Origin of the sequence: Kribbella sp. CCNWLW201, assembly GCF_037203805.1 — a bacterium.
Lineage (GTDB): Bacteria > Actinomycetota > Actinomycetes > Propionibacteriales > Kribbellaceae > Kribbella.
In genome coordinates, this window is record NZ_JBBCBQ010000003.1 from 599,643 (window position 1) to 619,619 (window position 19,977).

A 19,977-nucleotide genomic window follows, 5' to 3' on the forward strand; every position below is an offset into this window, starting at 1 on the left:
CCGAACGCAACTACAACCAGGCCGAGCGTTCCCGCTCCGTCGGCTCGTAGGAGGTCCACTGCTCGAACGGCCGATCCAGCTTGTAGCGGAAGTCCGGCTGCCGCAGCAGGATCCGGGTCTCCGCGTTGTCCGGGTTGCGCAGCGTCTCGAAGAACCGGACCGACCAGTGGAACCAACGCATGCAGAACAGGCGCATGGTCAGCCCGTGCGACACCAGCAGCACGTTGCGGGGCGCGTCCGGCGTCTCGAAGTCGCGGTGCATCGTCTCCAGGAACGTGGACACCCGGTCGTACACGTCGGAGCCGGACTCGCCGTGGGTGAACCGGTAGAAGAAGTGCCCGTATGAGTCGCGCAACTGCTGCTGCCGCTCGATGTCCTCGGTGTCCTGGAAGTTGGCCCAGTCCTGTTCCCGCAGCCGCGGTTCCTCGCGGGCGAGGCCGATCAGGTCGTCGAGACCGAGTGAGTCGAGGGTCTGCCGGGCCCGCAGGTACGGCGAGACGTAGACCCGCACCGGGTCGTCCTCGAACAGCTCCCGCAGCCGCTTACCCGCCTCGGCCGCCTGCTCGTGGCCGTGCCGGGTGAGCGGGATGGCGTGGTCGGGGACGCGCTCGAAGATCGTCTTGTCCAGGTTCGCCTCGGACTCAGCGTGCCGGATCAGGACGATCCGGAGCGGTCGCCGGCTCAGATCCATCGTCACCTCTTCCGTCGGGCAGCCAGTGCCAGGATCGCCGCGACTCCGACCGCCGCAACGCCGACGCGCCGCGCGAGGGCAGCGGTACGGCGGACATCCGCGACCGTCGGCGTTGGTCCATCGCCCAGCGTGCCACGGTCCTCCTGATAGTCGCCGTAGCTGTTCCGTCCACCCAACTGCAGATCGAGCACACCAGCGAACGCCGCCTCGACCGGACCGGCATTAGGGCTCGGGTGCTTGGACGCGTCCCGCTGCCACACCTTGACCGCCTGCTGCGGCTGTCCCGCCGCGAGTCCGGTCAGCAGAGCACACGCCCGTGCCGGCAGCAGATTGAGTACGTCGTCCAGCCGGGCAGCGGCCCACCCGAAGTTGAGGTACTTCGCCGACTTGTAGCCGACCATCGCATCCAGAGTGTTGGCGGCGCGGTAGCCGAGCAGCCCAGGGACGCCGAGCACGCCGCCCCAGAGCAGCGGTGCCACGCAAGCGTCGGAGGTGTTCTCGGCCAGCGACTCCACAGTCGCGCGGGCGAGCTCGTCAGCCTCGAGGTTCGTCGCGTCCCGCGCGCACAGGTGACTGAGCCGGTCCCGGGCAGCCGGGATGTCCTTCTCTTCGAGCAGAGCCGCCATCGCCTCGGCCTCGCGGTCCAGGCTGCGCGCGCCGAGCACTGTCCAGGTCGCGGCGGCGGTGACCAGGGTGTGCAGGATCGGCCAGGGCCGGGTCAGCCGTTCCGCGAGTGCTCCGGCGGCGGTCGCCGTACCGACGAGGACGACGGTGTACGACGTACCGGCCGCGCGTGAGTCGTCGTACCAGCGGCTCTCCAGGCGGGACGCGACCTGGCCGAAGCCGGCCACCGGGTGGTAGCGGCGGGGATCGCCGAGGACGCGGTCGGCGGCGAAGCCGAGGATGAGACCCAACGCTCTGGACACCCTGGGAAGTCTGCCAGGCGCTGATATGTAAGGGTGATCGGCATGGGAATCGCGGAGTTGCTCCGGGAGGTCGACGGGAGCGGCGAGTTCGGGGTGTGGTTGGGCCGGCTGGACGGCGTACCGGTGTTCGAGCATCAGGCGGAGCGGACGCATTACTCGGCCAGCACGATGAAGTTGCCGGTGGCGATGGCGATGATGCGCAAGGTCGAGGCGGGTGAGCTGGCGCTCGATCAGCCGGTGACGGTGCACAACGACTTCGAGTCCGCGGCCGGTGGGCGGTTCGGTGTGAACCAGGACGAGGACGACGCGCCGGGCACGTGGACTCATCTGGGGTCGCAGCGGTCGCTCGGGTGGTTGGCGACCGAGATGATCACCCGGTCGAGCAACCTCGCCACGAACCTGGTGCTGGAGCTGGTCGGCGTCGATGCGGCCGATGCCGAGCTCGGGCCCGGACCGAGCCGGGTCCGGCGCGGGATCGACGACGTCGCGGCGAAACGGGCCGGGATCAGCAACGAGATGAGCCCGGCCGGGCTGGCCGCCGTACTGGTTGCGGTGGGCAATCAGGAAGGTGCCTCCGGCGACTACCTGCGCGACCTGCTGGCCGGCAACCAGTGGAACGGCGAGATCCCCGCGCTGTTGCCGCCCGGCACCCGGGTCGAGCACAAGAACGGCTGGGACACCCGGATCCGGCACGACGGCGGCATCGTCCGCCCGGCAGACGCGGACCCGTTCGTCCTGGTCGTGTGTACGACGTCCGAACTGCCCGACGCCGACGCGCAGAAGCTGATCGCTTCGATCGCGCTGGAAGCCTGGAACCACCGCCACGACCTGGGGGCCGTTCGATGAAGATCGCCACGCACCTGGTGTCGGCGCCGCTGCACACGCCGTTCGTGACGGCCTTGCGTACGGCGACGCACGCGGACTCGCTCCTGGTCGAGATCAGCGACGGGGAGCTGAGCGGATGGGGTGAGGCTCCGCAGGTCTGGAAGGTCACCGGGGAATCGCTCGCCGGTGCACAGGCCTGCGTCGAGGGACCGATCGCGGCCGCGCTCGACGGGCTCGGCCCGGATGACCTGACCGAAGCGCTGCGACGGGTGCAGAACGCTGCCGTCGGCAACTTCGGCGCGAAGGGTGCCGTCGACGTCGCGTTGCACGATCTCGCCGCCCGGCGTCGCGGGCAGACGCTGCACGGATTCCTCGGTTCGACGATCGACACCGTAGCGACCGATGTGACGCTGTCGGCCGGTGACGCCGACGCGTTGACCGCGGCCGCGCGTGATCGGGTCGCCGACGGGTTCGACGTACTGAAGGTGAAGGTCGGCACCGGTGACGCAGCCGCTGATGTCTTGCGGGTACGGCGGATCCGCGAGGCGATCGGGCCTGGGCCGCGACTGCGCCTCGATGCGAACCAGGGCTGGACGCGGCGCGGCGCGGTCAACGCGATCCGTGCGCTGGAGGACTGCGACCTCGAGCTGGTCGAGCAGCCCGTGCCCGCAGCCGATCTCGAAGGGATGGCGTGGGTGACCGACCGGGTCAGTACGCCGATCCTCGCCGACGAGTCCGTGTACGGCGTACGGGATCTGGTGGCCGTGATTCGCCACGGTGCCGCGGACATGGTGAACGTGAAGCTGGCCAAATGCGGCGGGCTCGGGCCGGCCCGGACATTGCTGGAGTTGGCCCGGGAGCATGGGATCCGGTCGATCGTCGGCTCGATGATGGAGGGCCCGGTCGGGGTCGGCGCGGCGGCCGCGCTGGTGTCGGCGTACCCGACGTCGGCCGTCAACGACCTGGACGCGGCGTGGTGGCTGCGATCCGCCCCGGTGGCCGGAGGGATCGTCTATGAAGGCGCGCTGATCCGCCTGCCTTCGGCTCCTGGCCTCGGCGTGACAGGCTTGACCGCATGAAGCTAGTCGCCGCCAAAGTCCCGGTCAGTACAGTGTGGACCGCACCGGATGCACCCCGGGACATCGACGCCCCCGCGATCGCCGCCCAGCCTGACGTGGCCGCATGGGCCAAGTCGATGGACACCGAGACCCGCCTCGGCCTGCACGGCCGAACCCTGACCCAACTGCTGTTCGCCGAGCCCGTGCTGGTGCGGTCGGAGCGGGACGGGTGGTCGGAGATCGTCGCGCCATGGCAGCCGTCGTCGCAGGATGAGCTCGGGTACCCGGGCTGGGTGCCGTCGAGCCATCTGGGTGAGCTGCCCGGAGCCGCGTCCGATCCGGTCGCGGTCGCCGTACCTACTGCGCCGTTGTTTGCTGAGCCGGGCGCGGGTGCGTTCGCGGAGTTGTCGTTCGCCACGGTGCTCGCGTCGGTCGAGCATGCGGACGGGTACACGCGGGTGGCCACGCCGGATGGTGGGTCGGGTTGGCTGGCGGACGCCGTACTGCGGTCTGGCTCGGGTGCTGCTGAGGACCGGCTGCGGTTGGGGTCGCAGTTCCTGGGGCTCGAGTACCTGTGGGGTGGGACATCGGCGTACGGCCTCGACTGCTCGGGTCTAGTGCACACGGTGAGCCGGGTGCTTGGGGTGCGTACTCCGCGGGACGCGCACGACCAGGCCGACGGGCTCGAGAACATCGCGATCGACGACGTGCAGCCGGGTGACCTGTACTTCTTCGCGCGGCCCGGCAAGCCGGTCCACCACGTCGGCTTCGTCTCGGCCGAAGGCATGCTGCACGCCTCCGAAACCGGCAAACGCCTGGAGAACGAACCGGTCTCCCCCGAACGCCGCGCCATCCTGGTCGCCGCCGCCCGCCTGTAGGCCCCTCAACATGCAAGTCGCCCCGGACCGTGCAGGTCCGGGGCGACTTGTCGTTCGGGTGTCAGTGCTTCTTCGCGTCCGTCTCCTCCGGCTCGCGCAGCGCGTCGAGCTCGGCCTTGGTCTTGTCGTCGAGCACCGTGTCGGTCGGGCGGCCGGTCTCGTCTTCGGTCTTGCCGTTGACGGACTCGACCGGAGTCGACTCGTCCAGCTCGCCACCGCCGGCCGACTCTGATCGCGGCTGGTTGCGGGAATGGCGCAGGCTGGCGACCGTGGTGATGCCGAGCGTGACGATGATGAAGCCCAGCGAGAACCAGATCGGGATCTCCGGAGCCCACTCGATGTGGTGACCGCCGTTGATGAAGGGCAGCTCGTTCTCGTGCATCGCGTGCAGCACCAGCTTCACGCCGATGAAGGCGAGCACGACGGACAGGCCGATCGACAGGTACACCAGCCGCTTCAGCAGGTCGCCGAGCAGGAAGTAGAGCTGCCGCAGACCCATCAGCGCGAACACGTTCGCGGTGAAGACCAGGAACGGCTCCTGGGTCAGACCGTAGATCGCCGGGATCGAGTCGAGCGCGAACAGCAGGTCGGTGGTGCCGAGCGCGACGATCACGATCGCCATCGGGGTGACCAGCCGCTTGCCGTTCTGGATCACGGTGAGCTTGACGCCGTTGTACTCGTGCGTCGCGTTGAGCCGCTTCTTGGCGAACCGGATGACCGCGTTCTCCTTGAAGTCCTCGTCGTCGTTCTCACCCTGCATCGCCAGGTGGACCGCCGTGTAGAGCAGGAACGCGCCGAACAGGTAGAAGATCCAGGAGAACTGGTTGATCGCGGCCGCGCCGACGGCGATGAAGATGCCGCGGAAGACCAGCGCCAGGATGATGCCGACCAGCAGGGCCGTCTGCTGGTACTTCCTGGGCACACCGAACCTGGACATGATGATCAGGAAGATGAACAGGTTGTCCACGCTCAGGCTGTACTCGGTCAGCCAGCCGGCGAAGAACTCTCCCGCGTACTGACCACCGGAGAACACCCAGACCCCGAGGCCGAAGACGACCGCCAGACCGACGTAGAACGCGATCGCGGTCGCGGACTCCCGGGTGGTCGGTTCGTGCGGGCGCCGGCCGATGATGAAGACATCGAACGCGAGCAGCGCGAGCAGCACGCCGACAGTGATGTACCAGACGTAGTCAGCAACGTGCACAGGAAACCTCCGGAGCGCAGACGGAACAGGACTCCGAAGGTCTCTTCCGCCTGACTCGTTGGCCGAGCCTGGCCGGCGGCACCGGGCGAGGGAAACGAACCCTTGACCGTGATGACGATACCGCCGCGAAAGGAATACTCCCCTTCTCCGCACCTATTCTGACTGGTCGATGTCCAAGTCTCCAAATCCGGAGCGCCCGGTCCGCTTGTCGGAATGATCACGGCTCGCAACGGGAATATCCCCGTTCGGTCACCGGTTGTGCACAACAGGAGTCCCGATCACACCGAGTCAGAGTGTGTACGGCGTACTGTATGCAGAGCGTTTGCAGGGTCGCTCACGCAGCGTAGTGGTCACGACGGCCGCTTGGACTTCGGAAGTTTCGCCACGATCGTCTCGTACGACGTGTCGATCAGCTCCAGGATCTCGTCGTCGGGGACGGCACCGCCGAGCCGGACTGTGTTCCAGCCCGACCGGCCGATGTACGCCATCTTGCCGACGTCGTCCGGGTAGGTGTCGACCAGCTCGTCAGCCTCCTCGCGGTTGGCTCCGCACTTGAGCCCGACCCCGTCACCACCGAGGAACGCGAAGATCTTGTCCCCCACCTTCGCCACCACGTCCCCCTCCCACGGCTCGTCCTGCCAAGCCCCGGGCTTGGCCAGACAGTGGTCCAGAACATCGGCTCCGGTCAATCTCGTCATCTCACTCCCCCGTCAGCCCGTACAACTTCGCCGCGTTGTTGTGCGCGATCGCGCGCTGCTCGTCCAGTGTGAAGCCGAGCGCCCCCAACGTCGCGAGAGCCCGCCCCGGGCTGTCGATCGGATAGTCACTGCCCAGCAACAGCCGGTCCACCCCGACCCGCCGCACGCTCCAGGCGAACTGCTCCCGGTACGGCGAATCGGCGTACAGCCCACCGGTGAACGACAGGTCCACCCAGATGTTCCGCGTCCAGAACCCGGGGAACCTCGCGAGGACGTCGTACACCAGCAACTCGGCGAACCGTGGGCCGAGCGCGTGCGCGATGACGATCCGCGCCTCGGGCAGCTCCGTACTCAGCTTGACGAACTTCCCCGGCTGGTCGGAATCGAACGGCGAGTACCCGTCGAACAGCACCGGCAGGCCGTGCCCCGCGATCCGCCGTACGACGTCCGTCACCCGCGGATCCGCGAGGTCGAAGGCCTGCGTGTTCGGGTGCAGTTTGAACCCCCTGGCCCCGGCCTCGGCGACCCGGTCGATCTCCTCGGCGGCGAAGTCCCCGTCGAACGGATGCACCGAGCACAGCGGCAACCAGCGCGCGTCGTCGGCACCGAGCGTCAGAGCGAGATCGTTCATCGCCCTGGTCCGTTCCGGATTGTCCTTCGGCGCCATCACCAGTACGGCGGACGCTTTGAGGTCAACGTCGGAGGCGGCTGCCAGGTACTCCACGACACCGTGCGATGTCATCCCCGGCATCCGCATCTCGTCGTCCAACTCGAGATGCACATGCGTGTCGATCACAGGTCCGCCGTACTGCGTCATATCTCCCCTAGGTCAGGTGTGCGTGACCGCCTCGATGTTGTTGCCGTCGGGGTCGCGGACGAAGACGGCGTAGTAGCCCGGGTGGTACTCCGGCCACTCCCGCGGCTCGTGCAGGACCTCGGCCTCCAACTCTCGGGCAGCGGCATGCACCGTGTCCACGGTCGCCCGATCCGGCGCACTGAAGGCAACGTGAATCTCCCGCTGCGCTCCCCCGGTCGTGGTCTTCCCGAGCCAGAACTTCGGTACGCCGTCCGGCCCGGACAGGCCGAGTACGTCGCCGAACTCCATCGTCACGCTGATCCCAAGCGGCGCCAGCAACCGCTCGTAGAACCGCCGGCTCGCCTCCAGGTCATCACACTGCAACGACAGATGATCAAACATGCGCTACCTCCCCCTCTGGACCTTGGGGGCACAGTAGTTGCCGCCACCGACAAAGCCCGCCCGCCGTGTCGACGCGTCTCCAAAGCAACCCGTCAACTGGCGCGAGACGATGACACGGAACCGGCGGTTACTTGGCGCCGGCGGCGGTCATTTGGCGGAGTTCTTTCTTGAGTTCGGAGATTTCGTCGCGGTAGCGGGCGGCTACCTCGAACTGGAGCTCGGCGGCGGCGTTGTGCATCTGGTCGGTGAGCTGCTGGATCAGGTCGGCCAGGTCCGACGACGGCAGGCCGCCGGCCAGTTCCTTCGCCTTCTCACCGGCCTTCGTCTTGCCGCCGCCCGGCACCGGTGCCTTGCCGCGCGACTGGTTCCGGCCGGAGCCGAGCAGCTCGGCGGTGTCGGCGTCCTCGCGGGCCAGCATGTCGGTGATGTCGGCGATCCGCTTCCGCAACGGCTGCGGGTCGACCCCGTTCGCCTCGTTGTAGGCGATCTGCTTCGCCCGGCGCCGGTTCGTCTCGTCGATCGCCTGCTCCATCGACGGGGTGATCTTGTCGGCGTACATGAACACCTGACCGGACACGTTCCGGGCCGCGCGGCCGATGGTCTGGATCAGCGACCGGCCGGAGCGCAGGAAGCCCTCTTTGTCGGCGTCCAGGATCGCGACCAGCGACACCTCGGGCAGGTCGAGGCCCTCACGCAGCAGGTTGATACCGACCAGCACGTCGTACTCGCCCATCCGCAGCTCGCGGAGCAGCTCGACCCGGCGGAGGGTGTCCACCTCGCTGTGCAGATACCTGGTCCGGATGCCCATCTCCAGCAGGTAGTCGGTCAGGTCCTCGGACATCTTCTTGGTCAGTGTGGTGACCAGGACGCGCTCGTTCCGCTCGACCCGGAGCCGGATCTCGTGGATCAGGTCGTCGATCTGGCCCTTCGTCGGCTTCACGATCACCTCGGGGTCGACCAGACCGGTCGGCCGGATGATCTGCTCGACGAACCCGTCGGACTTGTCCTGCTCGTACTGTCCCGGGGTCGCGGACAGGTAGACCGTCTGGCCGATCCGCTCCAGGAACTCCTCCCAGCGCAGCGGCCGGTTGTCCATCGCCGACGGCAGCCGGAACCCGTGCTCGACCAGCGTCCGCTTCCGGGACATGTCGCCCTCGTACATACCGCCGATCTGCGGCACGGTGACATGCGACTCGTCGATGACGAGCAGGAAGTCCTCGGGGAAGTAGTCCAGCAGGCAGTGCGGCGCCGTCCCCGGCTCGCGGCCGTCGGTGTGGCGGGAGTAGTTCTCGATGCCCGAGCAGGTGCCGATCTGGCGCATCATCTCGATGTCGTACGTCGTCCGCATCCGCAGCCGCTGCGCCTCCAGCAACTGCCCGCCACGCTCGAGCTCGGCCAGCCGCTCGGCCAGCTCGGCCTCGATCGACGTGATCGCCCGCTCCATCCGCTCCGGCGCGGTCACGTAGTGCGTGGCGGCGCCGATGTAGACCTCGTCCTCCTCGCTCAGCACCTCACCGGTCAGCGGGTGCAGCGTCATCACCCGCTCGATCTCGTCACCGAAGAACTCCACCCGGACGGCGAGCTCCTGGTAGACCGGGAACACCTCGAGCGTGTCGCCGCGGACCCGGAACGTGCCGCGGGTGCCGGCCAGGTCGTTGCGCGCGTACTGCACCCCGACCAGCTTGCGGAGCAGGCCGTCGCGGTCCATCTCGGTGCCGACCTTCACGTGGATCATGCGGTTCAGGTACTCGTCCGCGGAACCCAGGCCGTAGATGCAGGAGACGGTCGCGACCACGACCACGTCGCGGCGGGTGAGCAGCGACCAGGTCGCCGAGTGCCGCAACCGCTCGACCTCCTCGTTGATCGAGGAGTCCTTCTCGATGTAGGTGTCCGTCTGCGGGACGTACGCCTCCGGCTGGTAGTAGTCGTAGTACGAGACGAAGTACTCGACGGCGTTGGCCGGGAAGAAGTGCCGCAGCTCGTTGGCGAACTGGGCCGCGAGCGTCTTGTTCGGCTGCAGGATCAGCATCGGGCGCTGGATCTTCTCCGCCAGCCAGGCGATCGTGGCCGTCTTGCCGGTACCGGTCGCGCCGAGCAGGACCACGTCCTGCTCGCCGGCGTTGATCCGCCGCTCGAGGTCCGCGATCGCGGTCGGCTGATCACCGGCCGGCTCGAAGTCGGATACGACCTTCAACGGCGCGACCATACGCTGGAGATCCGAGACCTGTCTCATGCCCCCCACCGTACGACCCGCCCCCGACAGTTTCTAAAAACCCCAGGTCAGAACCGCAGAGAACCCCGCCTCCTCAAGCGGGAGGCGGGGCTCGGAACCCGGTTCAGAAGCTTTGGACCAGGGTGTTGTTCATGTAGATGAGTTCGTTGACCCGGCGCTTGTAGACGGTGGCCTCGAGGCCGGCGTCGGTGGCGGTGACCTTGTCGAACTGGTCCTGGTACGCCGTCACGAAGCCCTTGAACGGGATCAGCTTGCCGCTGCTGGTCTTCACGTAGGCGGAGTACGACAGCGCGTAGCAGGCCTTGATCGCCTCGTTCGCGGGCTTGCAGACCACGCCCTTGCTGATCCGCACGTTCTTCATGCTGTTCGACTCGATGTCGACCAGGTGCTCGGCGAACCCCTTGGCGTCGTACAGGTCGGTCTGGCGGACCCAGTAGTACCCGTCGATCAGGCCGCGCCGGTTGAACTGCTGCAGGATGTAGTTCTTCCCGCCCTTGGACTTGTCCCAGTCCGGCAGCCAGCCCTTGGCCGGGGTGAACCAGATCCCGCCGCCCACCTCGACACCCTTGTCGTTCGGGCCCTTGGTGACGACCGCCTTGGTCGGCGTCGGCGGGGTGTACATGCTGCCGGTCGGGTCCGGTGTCTGGTTGGCGGTCGGCTTCTCGTCGTCGCCGCCGGTGACCAGCAGGACGACGCCGACCGCGACCAGTACGACGGCCAGGGCCGCGCCGCCCATGATGATCCACTGGCTGCGCTTCGAGTTCCCCTGCCGCTGCGGCTGCCGCGGCCCGGTGCCCCAACCGCCGGGACCAGCCGGACCAGATCCACCGGGGCCGGAAGCGCCGGGTGCCGGCCCCCAGCCGCCGGACGAGGGGGCGGGTGGCGGTCCCGGGGGCGGCCCGTACTGCTGACTCATACTTGTTCCTCGCGGTGTGTCTGGGATGTCATCATCAGAGGCTGTCGAGTACCGACTTCTTCATCGTCTCGGCGTCCGCCTCGGCCTTCTGGGCGAAGTCGACCCGGGTCCGGAAGTCCAGTGCGGTGGCCACGTTGTCCTTGCGCCGGTACACCTCCACGTAGCCCTGCACCTTCACGTCCATCCCGGTCTTGTCCTTGGCGGTGGAGGTGTAGCTGATCGCGACGCACTCCTCCAAGACGTCCTTCGGGCACGGCAGGTTCCGGGTGTTGCCGAGCTGGGCGATCTCGTTCGCGGTCTCGCCCTCGACGATCGCCAGCAGGTACGCCTGCGCGGTCACGTTCTGCTTCTGCCGGACCCAGAAGAACGCCCGCGGATCGCCGTTCGGCGCGTACGTGACGAGCTCCTTGCCCTGCGTCTCCTTCGCCAGCAGGCTCCAGCCCTCGACCGGTACGACGGACACGCCGAAGCCGACCTGGATCGCGTTCGGCGGCGGCAGGTACGACGTGACCGGCGTACTCACCGTCGGCGTCGGCGACTGGGTCGGCTGCTGCTCCGCGGTGTCGTCGCCACCGGACAGCAGCACGAGCGCAACCGCGACCAGCGCGACCACGATCAGCCCGGCGCCGATCGGGATCAGCAGCGGTGGGATCCGCGGGCCCTTCTTCTCCGGCGGCGGCCGCCGGAGCGACGGCGACCCGACCTTGTCGCCCCACGCCGAACTCGTCTCCGTGGCCGGACCAGGTCCGGGCCCGGGGCCGGTCGCATCCGGCCACGGACCAGGCGGAGGCGGTACCTCCAGATCCCACGGCGACGGCGGCAGCTCCGGTTCCTTCGGAGCCGCCGCGTCGTCGTCCGGTCCGGGCTGGCTGACCCAAGGGTTGCCCGCGCCCGAACTCTTGTCGCGTTTCCCGCTCACTGGCTCCTGACCACCGACTTCAGCATCGCTGTCGAGTCCGGCTCGACCGTGGCCATCTTGTCCTTGCGCCCGTACACCCGGATGATCGTGATCACGCCGTCGTTGCGCTCGATCACGCCGACGAACCCGATCACCGGCATGCTGCCGTTCTGGGTGGTCGCCACCGCCTGGAAGCTCTGGGTGGTGAGGACCTTGACCTCGGACTTGTCGTTCTCGCCCGGCTTGCTCTCCTTCGGCGCACCGGTCTTGACCTGCGACAGGCCCTTCGTCTCGATCTTCAGCAGTTCCGGCAGCACTGTCGAGGTCGTCTCGCCGTCGGCCTTGAACGCGTTCACCATGAAGTACGCCTCGCCCTGCTTGAGCAGGTAGACGCCTTTGAAGTTGTCCAGGCTCTTGCGGACGTAGCCGGGCTGCGGCTTCACGTAGACGCCCTCGGCCACCTCGATGCCCTCGTCGGCGTTGCCGGTCGGCTCCGGTGACGGGCTCTCGGTGCTGGTGGTCGTCGGCTCCGGGTTCGGGCCGGGGCCGGCCTGCTTGTCGTCACCGCCGCCGAAGATCAGCGCCAGGACGACACCGATCACCGCGACCACGGCGAGCGCACCGCCGGCCAGGAACAGGATCTTGTTCCCGCCCTTGCCGCGCGGGGGCTGGCCGCCGTACTGACCCCACTGCTGCTGGCCGCCGCCGTACTGCTGCTGTTGCTGGCCCGGGTACCCCTGCTGCTGCGGGTAGCCCTGTTGTCCCGGGTACTGCTGTTGCTGACCCGGGTACTGCTGCTGGCCGGGGTACTGCGGCTGCCCAGGCTGCTGGCCGGGCTGTTGCCCCGGCTGGCCCTGGTACGGCGGTTGACCCGGCTGACCGTAACCCGGCGGAGCCTGCTGCGGCCGCCCGTACCCAGGCTGCGCCTGCCCAGGTTGCGCCTGCCCAGGCTGCTGCCCATAACCCGGCTGACCCGGCTGCTGCCCATACCCAGGCTGGCCCGGCTGCTGGCCATATCCGGGCTGACCCGGCTGCTGCCCGTACCCAGGCTGACCCGGCTGCTGGCCGTAGCCCGGCTGGCCGCCGTACGGCGGTTGCTGGTTGCTCATGCCTGCGTCTCCCCGGTCGTCGCCTCGTAACCACCCGCACCCGCCGGAGCCGTCACGCCCCGGGCGGACTTCGCCACCGACCGCGTGGAGTTGCCGCACGCGGAGCAGAAGTCGGAGTGCGGCAGCAGCGGCATCTCACAGCGCGAGCAGAAGGCCAGGTCGCCGGACGCGTGGTTCGAACCACCGCGTGCGGCCGACTCCAGCGCTGCCTCGAGCAGGCCCTTGTGCAGCACGGTGCGGACCCGGATGATCAGCGCGCCGAGCAGCAGCAGACCCCAGAGGACGGCCAGGATCGCGCCGATCGTGGAGCCGTGGCCGCCGACGAAGCCGAGCAGGTAGACACCGCCCTGGAACAGCGCGTTGATCAGGATCGCCTGGATCACGCCGGTCACCCAGCGCGGGGTGAATCCGTCGTACCCCTCGCCCAGGCCGGAGAACTCGGCGGCGGCGAGGCCGGTCGCCGATCCGTAGATCAGCGGCTTGATGAATCCGTGCAGGACGACGATCGAGATCCACGTGCCAGCGCTGCTGCCCGGACCGGCGAAGCCGCCGCTGATCCAGCCCCAGTGCAGTACGAGCGTCTCGAAGCAGGCGAACCCGACACCGGCCACCACGCCGAAGGTGAAGCCGTCCATCAGGTCGTCGTACCGCGGCCTGGAGGCCAGGTAGAGCGGGCCGACCTGGCGGATCAGTTCGGACACGACCGGCACCAGCAGGAGCAGGATCAGCAGATCCCGCGCGGCCGGGCCGGCGTCGTTGCCGCCGATCGTGTCGATGGACAGCACGATCTTGTCCGACCACAGCCAGGTGAAGACCGCGGCCAGTACGCCGGTCAGCACGAACGCCGCGGCGACGACCGGGACCGGCTCGTCCTCCCACAGGTTCACGTCGTACAGGTAGAGGATGTAGACGATCGGGATGGAGAAGGCGGCCACCATGATCGCCACCGGCAAGGCACCGAGCGCGGCCGTGACGACGGTCAGCAGCAGCGCGACGCCCAGGGCGACCTTGTACGTGTAGGGCTGCCGGCCGGCGCCCTGCGGCATGATCGTCGAGACCAGCTTGAACGACGCCACCGGCTCATCCGGCCTGGCGGCGTACGCCTTCTTCCGCTCGGCGTCCCCGGAGCGCACATCGTTGCCACAGTGGTGGCAGAAATGCGATACCTCGGGGACGTCTGAGTTGCAGCGCGGACAGACCACGCCATCCTCCCAACCTCGGACGTCCGGACCGGCGCGGGACCGCGCCGACGGTGGTGCCGGGACCGGTTACCCGGGCCGGACCGGGACAGATTCTCGTACAGCCCGCCCTGGAAACATCATTTACCGCGCAGGGGTCACGCTTTCGTGTCCGGACCGTGCCCTACCCGCTGCTGTAACCCGGCCCACACTTCGCCGATCCGCCGGTCCAGGTCCTCGAGGGTGCCGGAGTTGTCCACGACGAGGTCGGCCGCCGCGAGCCGGTCCTCGCGAGACGCCTGACTCGCGATCCGCTGCTTCGCTTCCGTCTCAGTCATCCCCCGCTGGGTGGTGAGCCGCTCGAGTTGTACGTCGACCGGCGTATCGACGACCAGGACGACGTCGAACCGGTCCGCCTGACCGGTCTCGACCAGCAACGGAATGTCGTGCACCACGACCGCGTCGGCCGGTGCGGCGGCCTCGATCTCGGCCGCCCGGGCCCGGACCCGCGGGTGGATGATCGCCTCCAACTTGCGCCGGGCGGCCTCGTCGCCGAACACGATCCGCCCGACCGCGGGCCGGTCCAGCTCACCGTCGGCAGTCAGTACGCCGTCCCCGAACGCCTCGACCACCTCGGCCAACCCGTCGGTCCCCTTGGCCACCACTTCCCGCGCCAGTACGTCGGAGTCGATCACCACCGCCCCGCGCTCCGCCAGCCGCGACGACACCGCACTCTTCCCGGACCCGATCCCACCGGTCAGTCCCACTCTCAGCACGCCAGCACCCTACTTTGTGCACCGTTCGCGTACGCCAAACGCCGCGAAATGGAAATCTGGTGGACAAAGTGCCCCTAGCATGGGACATGGCGTGGATTCGGTGGGCGCGGCGAGGTGCTGGTCGTGAACTGCGGCAGGTCAGGCTGGCCGCCGAGGCGGACACCATCCAGTTCGGCGAGGAACTGGCCAAGTTCGAGGCGCCGCGGGAGCTCGGCCCTGCGGCACGCCGGGACTACCAGGCCGCTCTGGATGCCTACGAGTCGGCGAAGCGAGCCGTCGATCGCCTGCAGACCACCGGATCTGCCGACGCGATCGCCCACACCCTCACCGACGGTCGGTACGCGCTGGCGTGTCTGCGGGCTCGAGTCGCAGGCCTGCCACTCCCCGAGTGGCGAACTCCGTGCTACTTCGACGCGCGGCACGGACCGGCCAGCACGGAGATCGTCTGGACACCGGCCAACGGCCCGACGCGCAAAGTCGCCGCCTGTGCCCAGGACGTGGCCCGGATCAGAGCCGGCGAGGACCCGCCGCTGCACACCGCCCGGTACGGCGAGCGACAGGTGCCGACCTGGGAAGCGAACGCCCCGGTCGAGTCCTACAAGGTCGGCTTCTTCGCCTCCAGCGGTGCCCGCGCCCAGGTCATCGAACTGCGGTCGACGTTGAAAGGTGAGGGCCGCGGTGGCTGGGGCAACGGCCTCGGCCACCCAAAACCCCGCCGCCCTTACGACTGAGGCCGGACGTGCGAGACCCCCGCACCCAGTACGGGGGTGCGGGGGTCTCGGGTCCTACTGGTCAGGTCAGCCCTGGCCGGTCAGCTTCTCGCGGAGGGCCTGCAGCGCCTCGTCGGAAGCGAGCGCACCCTCGACGGGAGCGTCGTCCTTCGGAGCCGCGGCGGAGGAGTACGTCGACGCCTCGCCGGCCTCGACGTCCGCCGTCTTGGCGTCCTCGATCTGCTTCTTGTGGGCCTCCCAGCGCGCGTGGGCCTCGGCGTACTGCCGCTCCCACTCCTCACGCTGCTTGTCGAAGCCCTCGAGCCACTCGCCGGTCTCCGGGTCGAAGCCCTCGGGGTAGACGTAGTTGCCCTGGTCGTCGTACGTCGCCGCCATGCCGTACAGGGTCGGGTCGAAGTCGTCCGAGACCGGGTCGACACCCTCGTTGGCCTGCTTCAGCGACAGCGAGATCCGGCGCCGCTCGAGGTCGATGTCGATGATCTTGACCATGACGTCGTCGTTGACCTGGACGACCTGCTCCGGGATCTCGACGTGCCGCTCGGCCAGCTCGGAGATGTGCACCAGACCCTCGATGCCCTCCTCGACCCGGACGAACGCACCGAACGGAACCAGCTTGGTGACCTTGCCGGGCACGATCTGGCCCATCTGGTGGGTCCGGGCGAACTGCTGCCACGGGTCTTCCTGGGTCGCCTTCAGCGACAGCGAGACGCGCTCGCGGTCCATGTCGACGTCCAGCACCTCGACGGTGACCTCCTGGCCGACCTCGACCACCTCGGTCGGGTGGTCGATGTGCTTCCAGGACAGCTCCGAGACGTGCACCAGACCGTCGACGCCGCCGAGGTCCACGAACGCACCGAAGTTGACGATCGAGGAGACGACACCCTTGCGGATCTGGCCCTTCTGCAGCTGGGTGAGGAAGTTCATCCGCACCTCGGACTGCGTCTGCTCCAGCCACGCCCGGCGGGACAGGACCACGTTGTTGCGGTTCTTGTCCAGCTCGATGATCTTGGCCTCGATCTCCTGGCCGACGTACGGCTGGAGGTCGCGGACCCGGCGCATCTCGACGAGCGACGCCGGCAGGAAGCCGCGCAGGCCGATGTCCAGGATGAGACCACCCTTGACGACCTCGATGACGGTACCGGTGACGACGCCGTCCTCTTCCTTGATCTTCTCGATCGTGCCCCAGGCCTTCTCGTACTGGGCGCGCTTCTTCGAGAGGATCAGGCGGCCTTCCTTGTCCTCCTTCTGGAGAACCAGGGCCTCGACGTGGTCGCCGACGTTGACGACCTCGTTCGGGTCGACGTCATGCTTGATCGACAGCTCGCGGGAGGGAATCACGCCTTCGGTCTTGTAACCGATGTCGAGCAGGACCTCGTCCCGGTCGACCTTGACGATGGTGCCCTCGACGATGTCGCCGTCGTTGAAGTACTTGATGGTCTGATCGATCGCCGCGAGGAAGTCTTCCTCCGACCCGATGTCATTGACCGCTACCTGCGGGGTGGTGCGAACTGCGGGGTCGAGAGGTGCCTCGATGCTGGCCGTCATGTGGTGGGTTGCTCCGTGGACTGGTGGTGTCGTGCGGTCGCGTCATGAACCGTTGGATCGCACCAAACCGCTGGATTGCCTGAAGAGCACAGATCACCACCGACTGCTGCGAGCACGAGCCTGCTCCGTCCGAGGTCGCGCGGGCCCATAGCGCATCTCACAGAATACGGGTATTGACGAAGGCACGGCAACCCGGGGCACCCGGCCCGCACCGGCTGCCCGCCGAGGTTTCCCGACGTGTCACTGATCTCAATGTACGACGTCCAGGGCCACCCGGCCTCCGGAGAGGGTGCCCGTGTCCGCCATTCGGGAGACCAGGTCGTGGGCGGCCGTCGCGACCTCGTGCTCACCCGACCGTCCGGCCAGCTCCAGCAACGCCCACAGGTCCGCCGCCCACCCCAGGTCCACGAGCGGCTCACCCAGGTCCAGCCCACTCCCCCGTACGACGCTCAGCACGGCGCCGGCGAGGACCGGGTCGTCGCACCCCCGGAAAAGGTTTCCCAGATCCGTGTACGGCGACCCGGCGTGGGCGAACTCCCAGTCGATCAGCCCGGTGATCCGCGCGGTCGCCGGGTCGACCAGGAGATTCTTCGGATTGAAGTCGCTGTGCACCAGGCACACCCGGTCGACCCCATCAGCGAGGACGTCCTCGGCGTACCCGATCACCTGGCGGAAGCCCTCCACCTGCTTCTCGTCGAACCCGAGCTCGCAGCCCTCGAAGTACGTCTCCAGATCACCGAAGCCGAACGGCTCGATCGCCAGCTCGCCGTCCCGGAACATCCCGAAGGTGAGGAACGGCATCCCGCTCAACCGCACCAGCAACTCCCCCAGCTGCCGCCCGACCGACCGCCGCTCGTCGTCGCCCGCCGTCTCCAGGAACACCTGCAGATTGATCCCCGGCAGCCGCTCGGTCAGCAAGTACGGCGGATCCTCCGGCGACCCGTCTCGCTTCGCGTCCAGGATCCGCGGCACCGGCAGCAGCCCGTGCACCAGCCGCAGCAGCGCCGCGTCCACCGCCGCCCGCCCGGGGTCCTTCACATACAACTTCAGTACGGCGTCCTCACCGCCCGCGCTGACCGCATACGTCTGACCGCCGTACCCACCCGTCAGTGGAACAGCACTCGCCGCGAAGTCGCTCATACCGCGATCCTGCCGCATCGCTACGCTGACCGCGTGGTTGAGCCGCGGAGGGTTGAGTTGAGCGAGGCTCAGACGTCACGTGCGAGTCGGGCGTACTGGGACTCGGCGGCCGACGAGTATCTGTCCGAGCATGGCGAGTTCCTCGGCGACGATCGATTCGTCTGGTGTCCGGAGGGCGTGGACGAGGAGTCGGCCCAGCTGCTCGGGCCGGTCCGGGGCAAACGCGTCCTCGAGGTCGGGTGCGGTGCGGCCCAGTGCTCGCGTTGGCTGGCCAAGCAGGGCGCCGACGTCGTTGCCTTCGACATCTCGGTGGAGCAACTCCGGATCGCGCGACAACTCGATGCGCGGACCGGCACCGCCGTACGCACGGTCGCGGCTGATGCCGTTGCACTGCCCTATAGAGACAGCACGTTCGACATCGTCTGCTCGGCGTTTGGGGCGTTGCCGTTCGTGGCCGATGCCGGGACCGCGTTGCGCGAGATCGCCCGCACGCTGAAGCCAGGCGGGCTGCTGGTGTTCTCCGTCACCCACCCGTTCCGCTGGACCATGCCGGACGATCCGTCACCGGCCGGTCTGCACATCACCCATTCGTACTTCGACCGGACGCCGTACGTGGAAGTCGACAATGCCGGTACGCCGATCTACGCCGAGCATCACCGGACGACGGGTGACTGGGTCCGTGCGCTCACCGGCGCCGGGTTCGTCGTGGACGACCTGCTCGAACCCGAGTGGCCGGCCGGGCATGACCTCATCTGGGGCGGTTGGGGACCAGACCGCGGCCGCCTGGTTCCAGGCACCGCGATCTGGTCCGCGCACAAGAACTAGCTCTCGCTGGAACTTGAAGATGGCCGCAGCTGCCGGAACCCGACGAAGCCGAACAGGAGCAGTCCGACGATCAGCGCGCCGAGCGGGACCCAGAAGCCGATCAGGTTCAGCTGGGCCGCCTTCGACTGGTAGCCGCCCTCGGCGACACCGTTCTCGGTCGCACCCTTCACGTTCTTCGTCACGGTCGCGTCGTCGTACGCGATGGTGACCTGGGTTGCGATCAGCTTGTCCTCGCCGTTGTAGGCGATGCTGGCGTGCTGCTTCTCCTGGCCCTTGATGATCGCGCCGGTGATCGGCTCGATCCACAGGGTCCGGGTGTTCTTGTACGTGCGCTGCACCTCGACCGAGTCCCGGCCCGGTTCGTCGACCAGGTTGCCCGGCACCATCAGCGGCTTGGCCAGCGGCACGTCCTGCTTCGGCACTTCCTGCTCGAAGACGTACACCTTGAGACCCTTGAGCTCGGCCTCTTCCTTGAACTGGATCGGGAACGCCTTGCGCAGCGTGGAGTCCCAGAACTTGTACGTCTTCTTCTCGGTGCCGAACGGGAACTTCAGCACCAGACCCTCGTGGCCCTTGAACAGCGGGCTGTTCTGGTCCGGCTTGAGCCGGTCCGCCTTCTCCAGCGTGGTGGCGATGTACTCGCCACTGTTGTCGTCACCCGACGGGTTCCAGCGCACCGCCTCACCGGTGTGCGCATCCAGGACGACGCGCTCCTGGACGAAGCTCAGCGGCAGGTCCTTGGTGTTCGACGCATCGTCGGGGAACTGGTAGTTCGGCGAGTCGTCGGTGACCACGGCGGTGTCGAAGACGACGACCTTGCGGTTCAGCGCCTTGCTGATCTTCTCGGCCGCGACCACGTCGCCGCGGACGGTACGACGTGCCTCCAACTCGACGCCGGGCTTCTCCTTCAGCTCCGCGATACTGAAGATCGTCGCGTCCGGCCCGGTCGACACCGTGTGCGCAACCTGGTCCGCGGGCGCGACCGCCAGCGTCGGATATGCATAGAACTTGGCCAGCGCCGCAACGCCGACGAAGAACACCCCGAGCCCGATCATCAGTGCTCGACTGCGATTCCCCACAACAACCCCTCCCGGTCTGTCCGCGGGACGCTACCAGCGGGTAGCCACCTTGAGAAGACGGCGGGGAGA

General features: G+C 68.0%; 20 protein-coding genes. 5 read left to right on the top strand and 15 right to left on the bottom strand.

Annotation, left to right across the window (positions count from 1 at the left end):
- Window positions 1-10: 10 nt before the first annotated feature.
- On the bottom strand, window positions 11-691 hold the full coding sequence (locus V9K99_RS18280) for a phosphoglycerate mutase family protein (protein ID WP_336999585.1): 681 nt from the start codon (window positions 689-691) through the stop codon (window positions 11-13).
- Between the two features lie 2 nt (window positions 692-693).
- Window positions 694-1,617, bottom strand: coding sequence for a cobalamin biosynthesis protein (locus tag V9K99_RS18285; protein WP_336999583.1), 924 nt, complete (start codon window positions 1,615-1,617; stop codon window positions 694-696).
- Between the two features lie 42 nt (window positions 1,618-1,659).
- On the opposite strand from V9K99_RS18285, the gene V9K99_RS18290 reads away from it, so the two are divergent.
- From V9K99_RS18290 to V9K99_RS18300, 3 genes are read left to right on the top strand one after another with little or no spacing between them, the layout of a single operon-like run.
- The gene (locus V9K99_RS18290; protein WP_336999581.1) at window positions 1,660-2,463 is read left to right on the top strand and encodes a serine hydrolase; all 804 of its coding nucleotides are present in this window, start codon (window positions 1,660-1,662) and stop codon (window positions 2,461-2,463) included.
- Entirely contained in the window at window positions 2,460-3,521 is a 1,062-nt protein-coding gene (locus V9K99_RS18295) for a mandelate racemase/muconate lactonizing enzyme family protein (protein WP_336999579.1), read from the top strand. The genes V9K99_RS18290 and V9K99_RS18295 overlap by 4 nt, the downstream gene beginning before the upstream one ends.
- Window positions 3,518-4,378 carry a C40 family peptidase gene (locus tag V9K99_RS18300; protein WP_336999577.1) on the top strand — a complete coding sequence of 287 codons (861 nt, stop codon included), beginning with the start codon at window positions 3,518-3,520 and terminating at the stop codon, window positions 4,376-4,378. The genes V9K99_RS18295 and V9K99_RS18300 overlap by 4 nt, the downstream gene beginning before the upstream one ends.
- A 61-nt stretch (window positions 4,379-4,439) precedes the next feature.
- Here V9K99_RS18300 and V9K99_RS18305 read toward each other — a convergent pair whose 3' ends face one another.
- The 10 genes from V9K99_RS18305 to coaE form a co-directional block, all read right to left on the bottom strand.
- Entirely contained in the window at window positions 4,440-5,582 is a 1,143-nt protein-coding gene (locus tag V9K99_RS18305; RefSeq protein WP_336999575.1) for a TerC family protein, read from the bottom strand.
- A gap of 350 nt (window positions 5,583-5,932) precedes the next feature.
- On the bottom strand, window positions 5,933-6,280 hold the full coding sequence (locus V9K99_RS18310) for an MmcQ/YjbR family DNA-binding protein (protein ID WP_336999573.1): 348 nt from the start codon (window positions 6,278-6,280) through the stop codon (window positions 5,933-5,935).
- A 1-nt stretch (window position 6,281) separates the two neighbouring features.
- On the bottom strand, window positions 6,282-7,097 hold the full coding sequence (locus V9K99_RS18315; protein WP_336999572.1) for an amidohydrolase family protein: 816 nt from the start codon (window positions 7,095-7,097) through the stop codon (window positions 6,282-6,284).
- A gap of 12 nt (window positions 7,098-7,109) precedes the next feature.
- Window positions 7,110-7,478 carry a VOC family protein gene (locus V9K99_RS18320; RefSeq protein WP_336999570.1) on the bottom strand — a complete coding sequence of 123 codons (369 nt, stop codon included), beginning with the start codon at window positions 7,476-7,478 and terminating at the stop codon, window positions 7,110-7,112.
- A 127-nt stretch (window positions 7,479-7,605) separates the two neighbouring features.
- Window positions 7,606-9,711: an excinuclease ABC subunit UvrB gene (gene uvrB, locus V9K99_RS18325; RefSeq protein ID WP_336999568.1), complete on the bottom strand. Its 2,106-nt coding sequence runs from the start codon at window positions 9,709-9,711 to the stop codon at window positions 7,606-7,608.
- 103 nt (window positions 9,712-9,814) lie between these two features.
- Window positions 9,815-10,627 carry a hypothetical protein gene (locus tag V9K99_RS18330; protein ID WP_336999566.1) on the bottom strand — a complete coding sequence of 271 codons (813 nt, stop codon included), beginning with the start codon at window positions 10,625-10,627 and terminating at the stop codon, window positions 9,815-9,817.
- Between the two features lie 34 nt (window positions 10,628-10,661).
- The gene (locus V9K99_RS18335; RefSeq protein ID WP_336999564.1) at window positions 10,662-11,546 is read right to left on the bottom strand and encodes a hypothetical protein; all 885 of its coding nucleotides are present in this window, start codon (window positions 11,544-11,546) and stop codon (window positions 10,662-10,664) included.
- Window positions 11,543-12,634, bottom strand: coding sequence for a hypothetical protein (locus V9K99_RS18340; RefSeq protein WP_336999562.1), 1,092 nt, complete (start codon window positions 12,632-12,634; stop codon window positions 11,543-11,545). The genes V9K99_RS18335 and V9K99_RS18340 overlap by 4 nt, the downstream gene beginning before the upstream one ends.
- On the bottom strand, window positions 12,631-13,767 hold the full coding sequence (locus V9K99_RS18345) for a PrsW family glutamic-type intramembrane protease (RefSeq protein WP_336999560.1): 1,137 nt from the start codon (window positions 13,765-13,767) through the stop codon (window positions 12,631-12,633). The genes V9K99_RS18340 and V9K99_RS18345 overlap by 4 nt, the downstream gene beginning before the upstream one ends.
- Before the next feature lie 203 nt (window positions 13,768-13,970).
- Window positions 13,971-14,588 (bottom strand): dephospho-CoA kinase, encoded by a 618-nt coding sequence (coaE, locus tag V9K99_RS18350; RefSeq protein ID WP_336999559.1) that lies wholly within the window; start codon window positions 14,586-14,588, stop codon window positions 13,971-13,973.
- Window positions 14,589-14,674: 86 nt separating this feature from the next.
- Between coaE and V9K99_RS18355 the strand changes: the two genes are divergently transcribed.
- A complete protein-coding gene (locus tag V9K99_RS18355) occupies window positions 14,675-15,319 on the top strand; it encodes a hypothetical protein (RefSeq protein ID WP_336999557.1) in 645 nt (214 codons plus the stop codon).
- 66 nt (window positions 15,320-15,385) lie between these two features.
- Here the strand turns inward: V9K99_RS18355 and rpsA are convergent, their stop codons facing one another.
- Both rpsA and V9K99_RS18365 read right to left on the bottom strand, forming a co-directional pair.
- Window positions 15,386-16,864 carry a 30S ribosomal protein S1 gene (gene rpsA / locus V9K99_RS18360; RefSeq protein ID WP_336999555.1) on the bottom strand — a complete coding sequence of 493 codons (1,479 nt, stop codon included), beginning with the start codon at window positions 16,862-16,864 and terminating at the stop codon, window positions 15,386-15,388.
- Between the two features lie 249 nt (window positions 16,865-17,113).
- Window positions 17,114-18,004 (bottom strand): phosphotransferase family protein, encoded by an 891-nt coding sequence (locus tag V9K99_RS18365; protein WP_336999554.1) that lies wholly within the window; start codon window positions 18,002-18,004, stop codon window positions 17,114-17,116.
- 33 nt (window positions 18,005-18,037) lie between these two features.
- Between V9K99_RS18365 and V9K99_RS18370 the strand changes: the two genes are divergently transcribed.
- Complete coding sequence (locus tag V9K99_RS18370; RefSeq protein WP_336999552.1) at window positions 18,038-18,829, top strand: class I SAM-dependent methyltransferase; 792 nt, start codon at window positions 18,038-18,040, stop codon at window positions 18,827-18,829.
- Here V9K99_RS18370 and V9K99_RS18375 read toward each other — a convergent pair.
- The gene (locus V9K99_RS18375) at window positions 18,826-19,908 is read right to left on the bottom strand and encodes a DUF3068 domain-containing protein (protein WP_337323403.1); all 1,083 of its coding nucleotides are present in this window, start codon (window positions 19,906-19,908) and stop codon (window positions 18,826-18,828) included. The two genes, V9K99_RS18370 and V9K99_RS18375, sit on opposite strands and share 4 nt — an antisense overlap.
- Window positions 19,909-19,977 lie beyond the last annotated feature (69 nt).

Excerpts from the sequence above, each read along its gene's own strand:
- V9K99_RS18280 (WP_336999585.1), bottom strand. The coding sequence starts at position 691 with ATGGATCTGAGCCGGCGACCGCTCCGGATCGTCCTGATCCGGCACGCT.
- V9K99_RS18290 (WP_336999581.1), top strand. The coding sequence starts at position 1,660 with ATGGGAATCGCGGAGTTGCTCCGGGAGGTCGACGGGAGCGGCGAGTTC.
- V9K99_RS18295 (WP_336999579.1), top strand. The coding sequence starts at position 2,460 with ATGAAGATCGCCACGCACCTGGTGTCGGCGCCGCTGCACACGCCGTTC.
- V9K99_RS18300 (WP_336999577.1), top strand. The coding sequence starts at position 3,518 with ATGAAGCTAGTCGCCGCCAAAGTCCCGGTCAGTACAGTGTGGACCGCA.
- V9K99_RS18310 (WP_336999573.1), bottom strand. The coding sequence starts at position 6,280 with ATGACGAGATTGACCGGAGCCGATGTTCTGGACCACTGTCTGGCCAAG.
- V9K99_RS18315 (WP_336999572.1), bottom strand. The coding sequence starts at position 7,097 with ATGACGCAGTACGGCGGACCTGTGATCGACACGCATGTGCATCTCGAG.
- V9K99_RS18320 (WP_336999570.1), bottom strand. The coding sequence starts at position 7,478 with ATGTTTGATCATCTGTCGTTGCAGTGTGATGACCTGGAGGCGAGCCGG.
- uvrB (WP_336999568.1), bottom strand. The coding sequence starts at position 9,711 with ATGAGACAGGTCTCGGATCTCCAGCGTATGGTCGCGCCGTTGAAGGTC.
- V9K99_RS18330 (WP_336999566.1), bottom strand. The coding sequence starts at position 10,627 with ATGAGTCAGCAGTACGGGCCGCCCCCGGGACCGCCACCCGCCCCCTCG.
- V9K99_RS18340 (WP_336999562.1), bottom strand. The coding sequence starts at position 12,634 with ATGAGCAACCAGCAACCGCCGTACGGCGGCCAGCCGGGCTACGGCCAG.
- V9K99_RS18355 (WP_336999557.1), top strand. The coding sequence starts at position 14,675 with ATGGCGTGGATTCGGTGGGCGCGGCGAGGTGCTGGTCGTGAACTGCGG.
- rpsA (WP_336999555.1), bottom strand. The coding sequence starts at position 16,864 with ATGACGGCCAGCATCGAGGCACCTCTCGACCCCGCAGTTCGCACCACC.
- V9K99_RS18365 (WP_336999554.1), bottom strand. The coding sequence starts at position 18,004 with ATGAGCGACTTCGCGGCGAGTGCTGTTCCACTGACGGGTGGGTACGGC.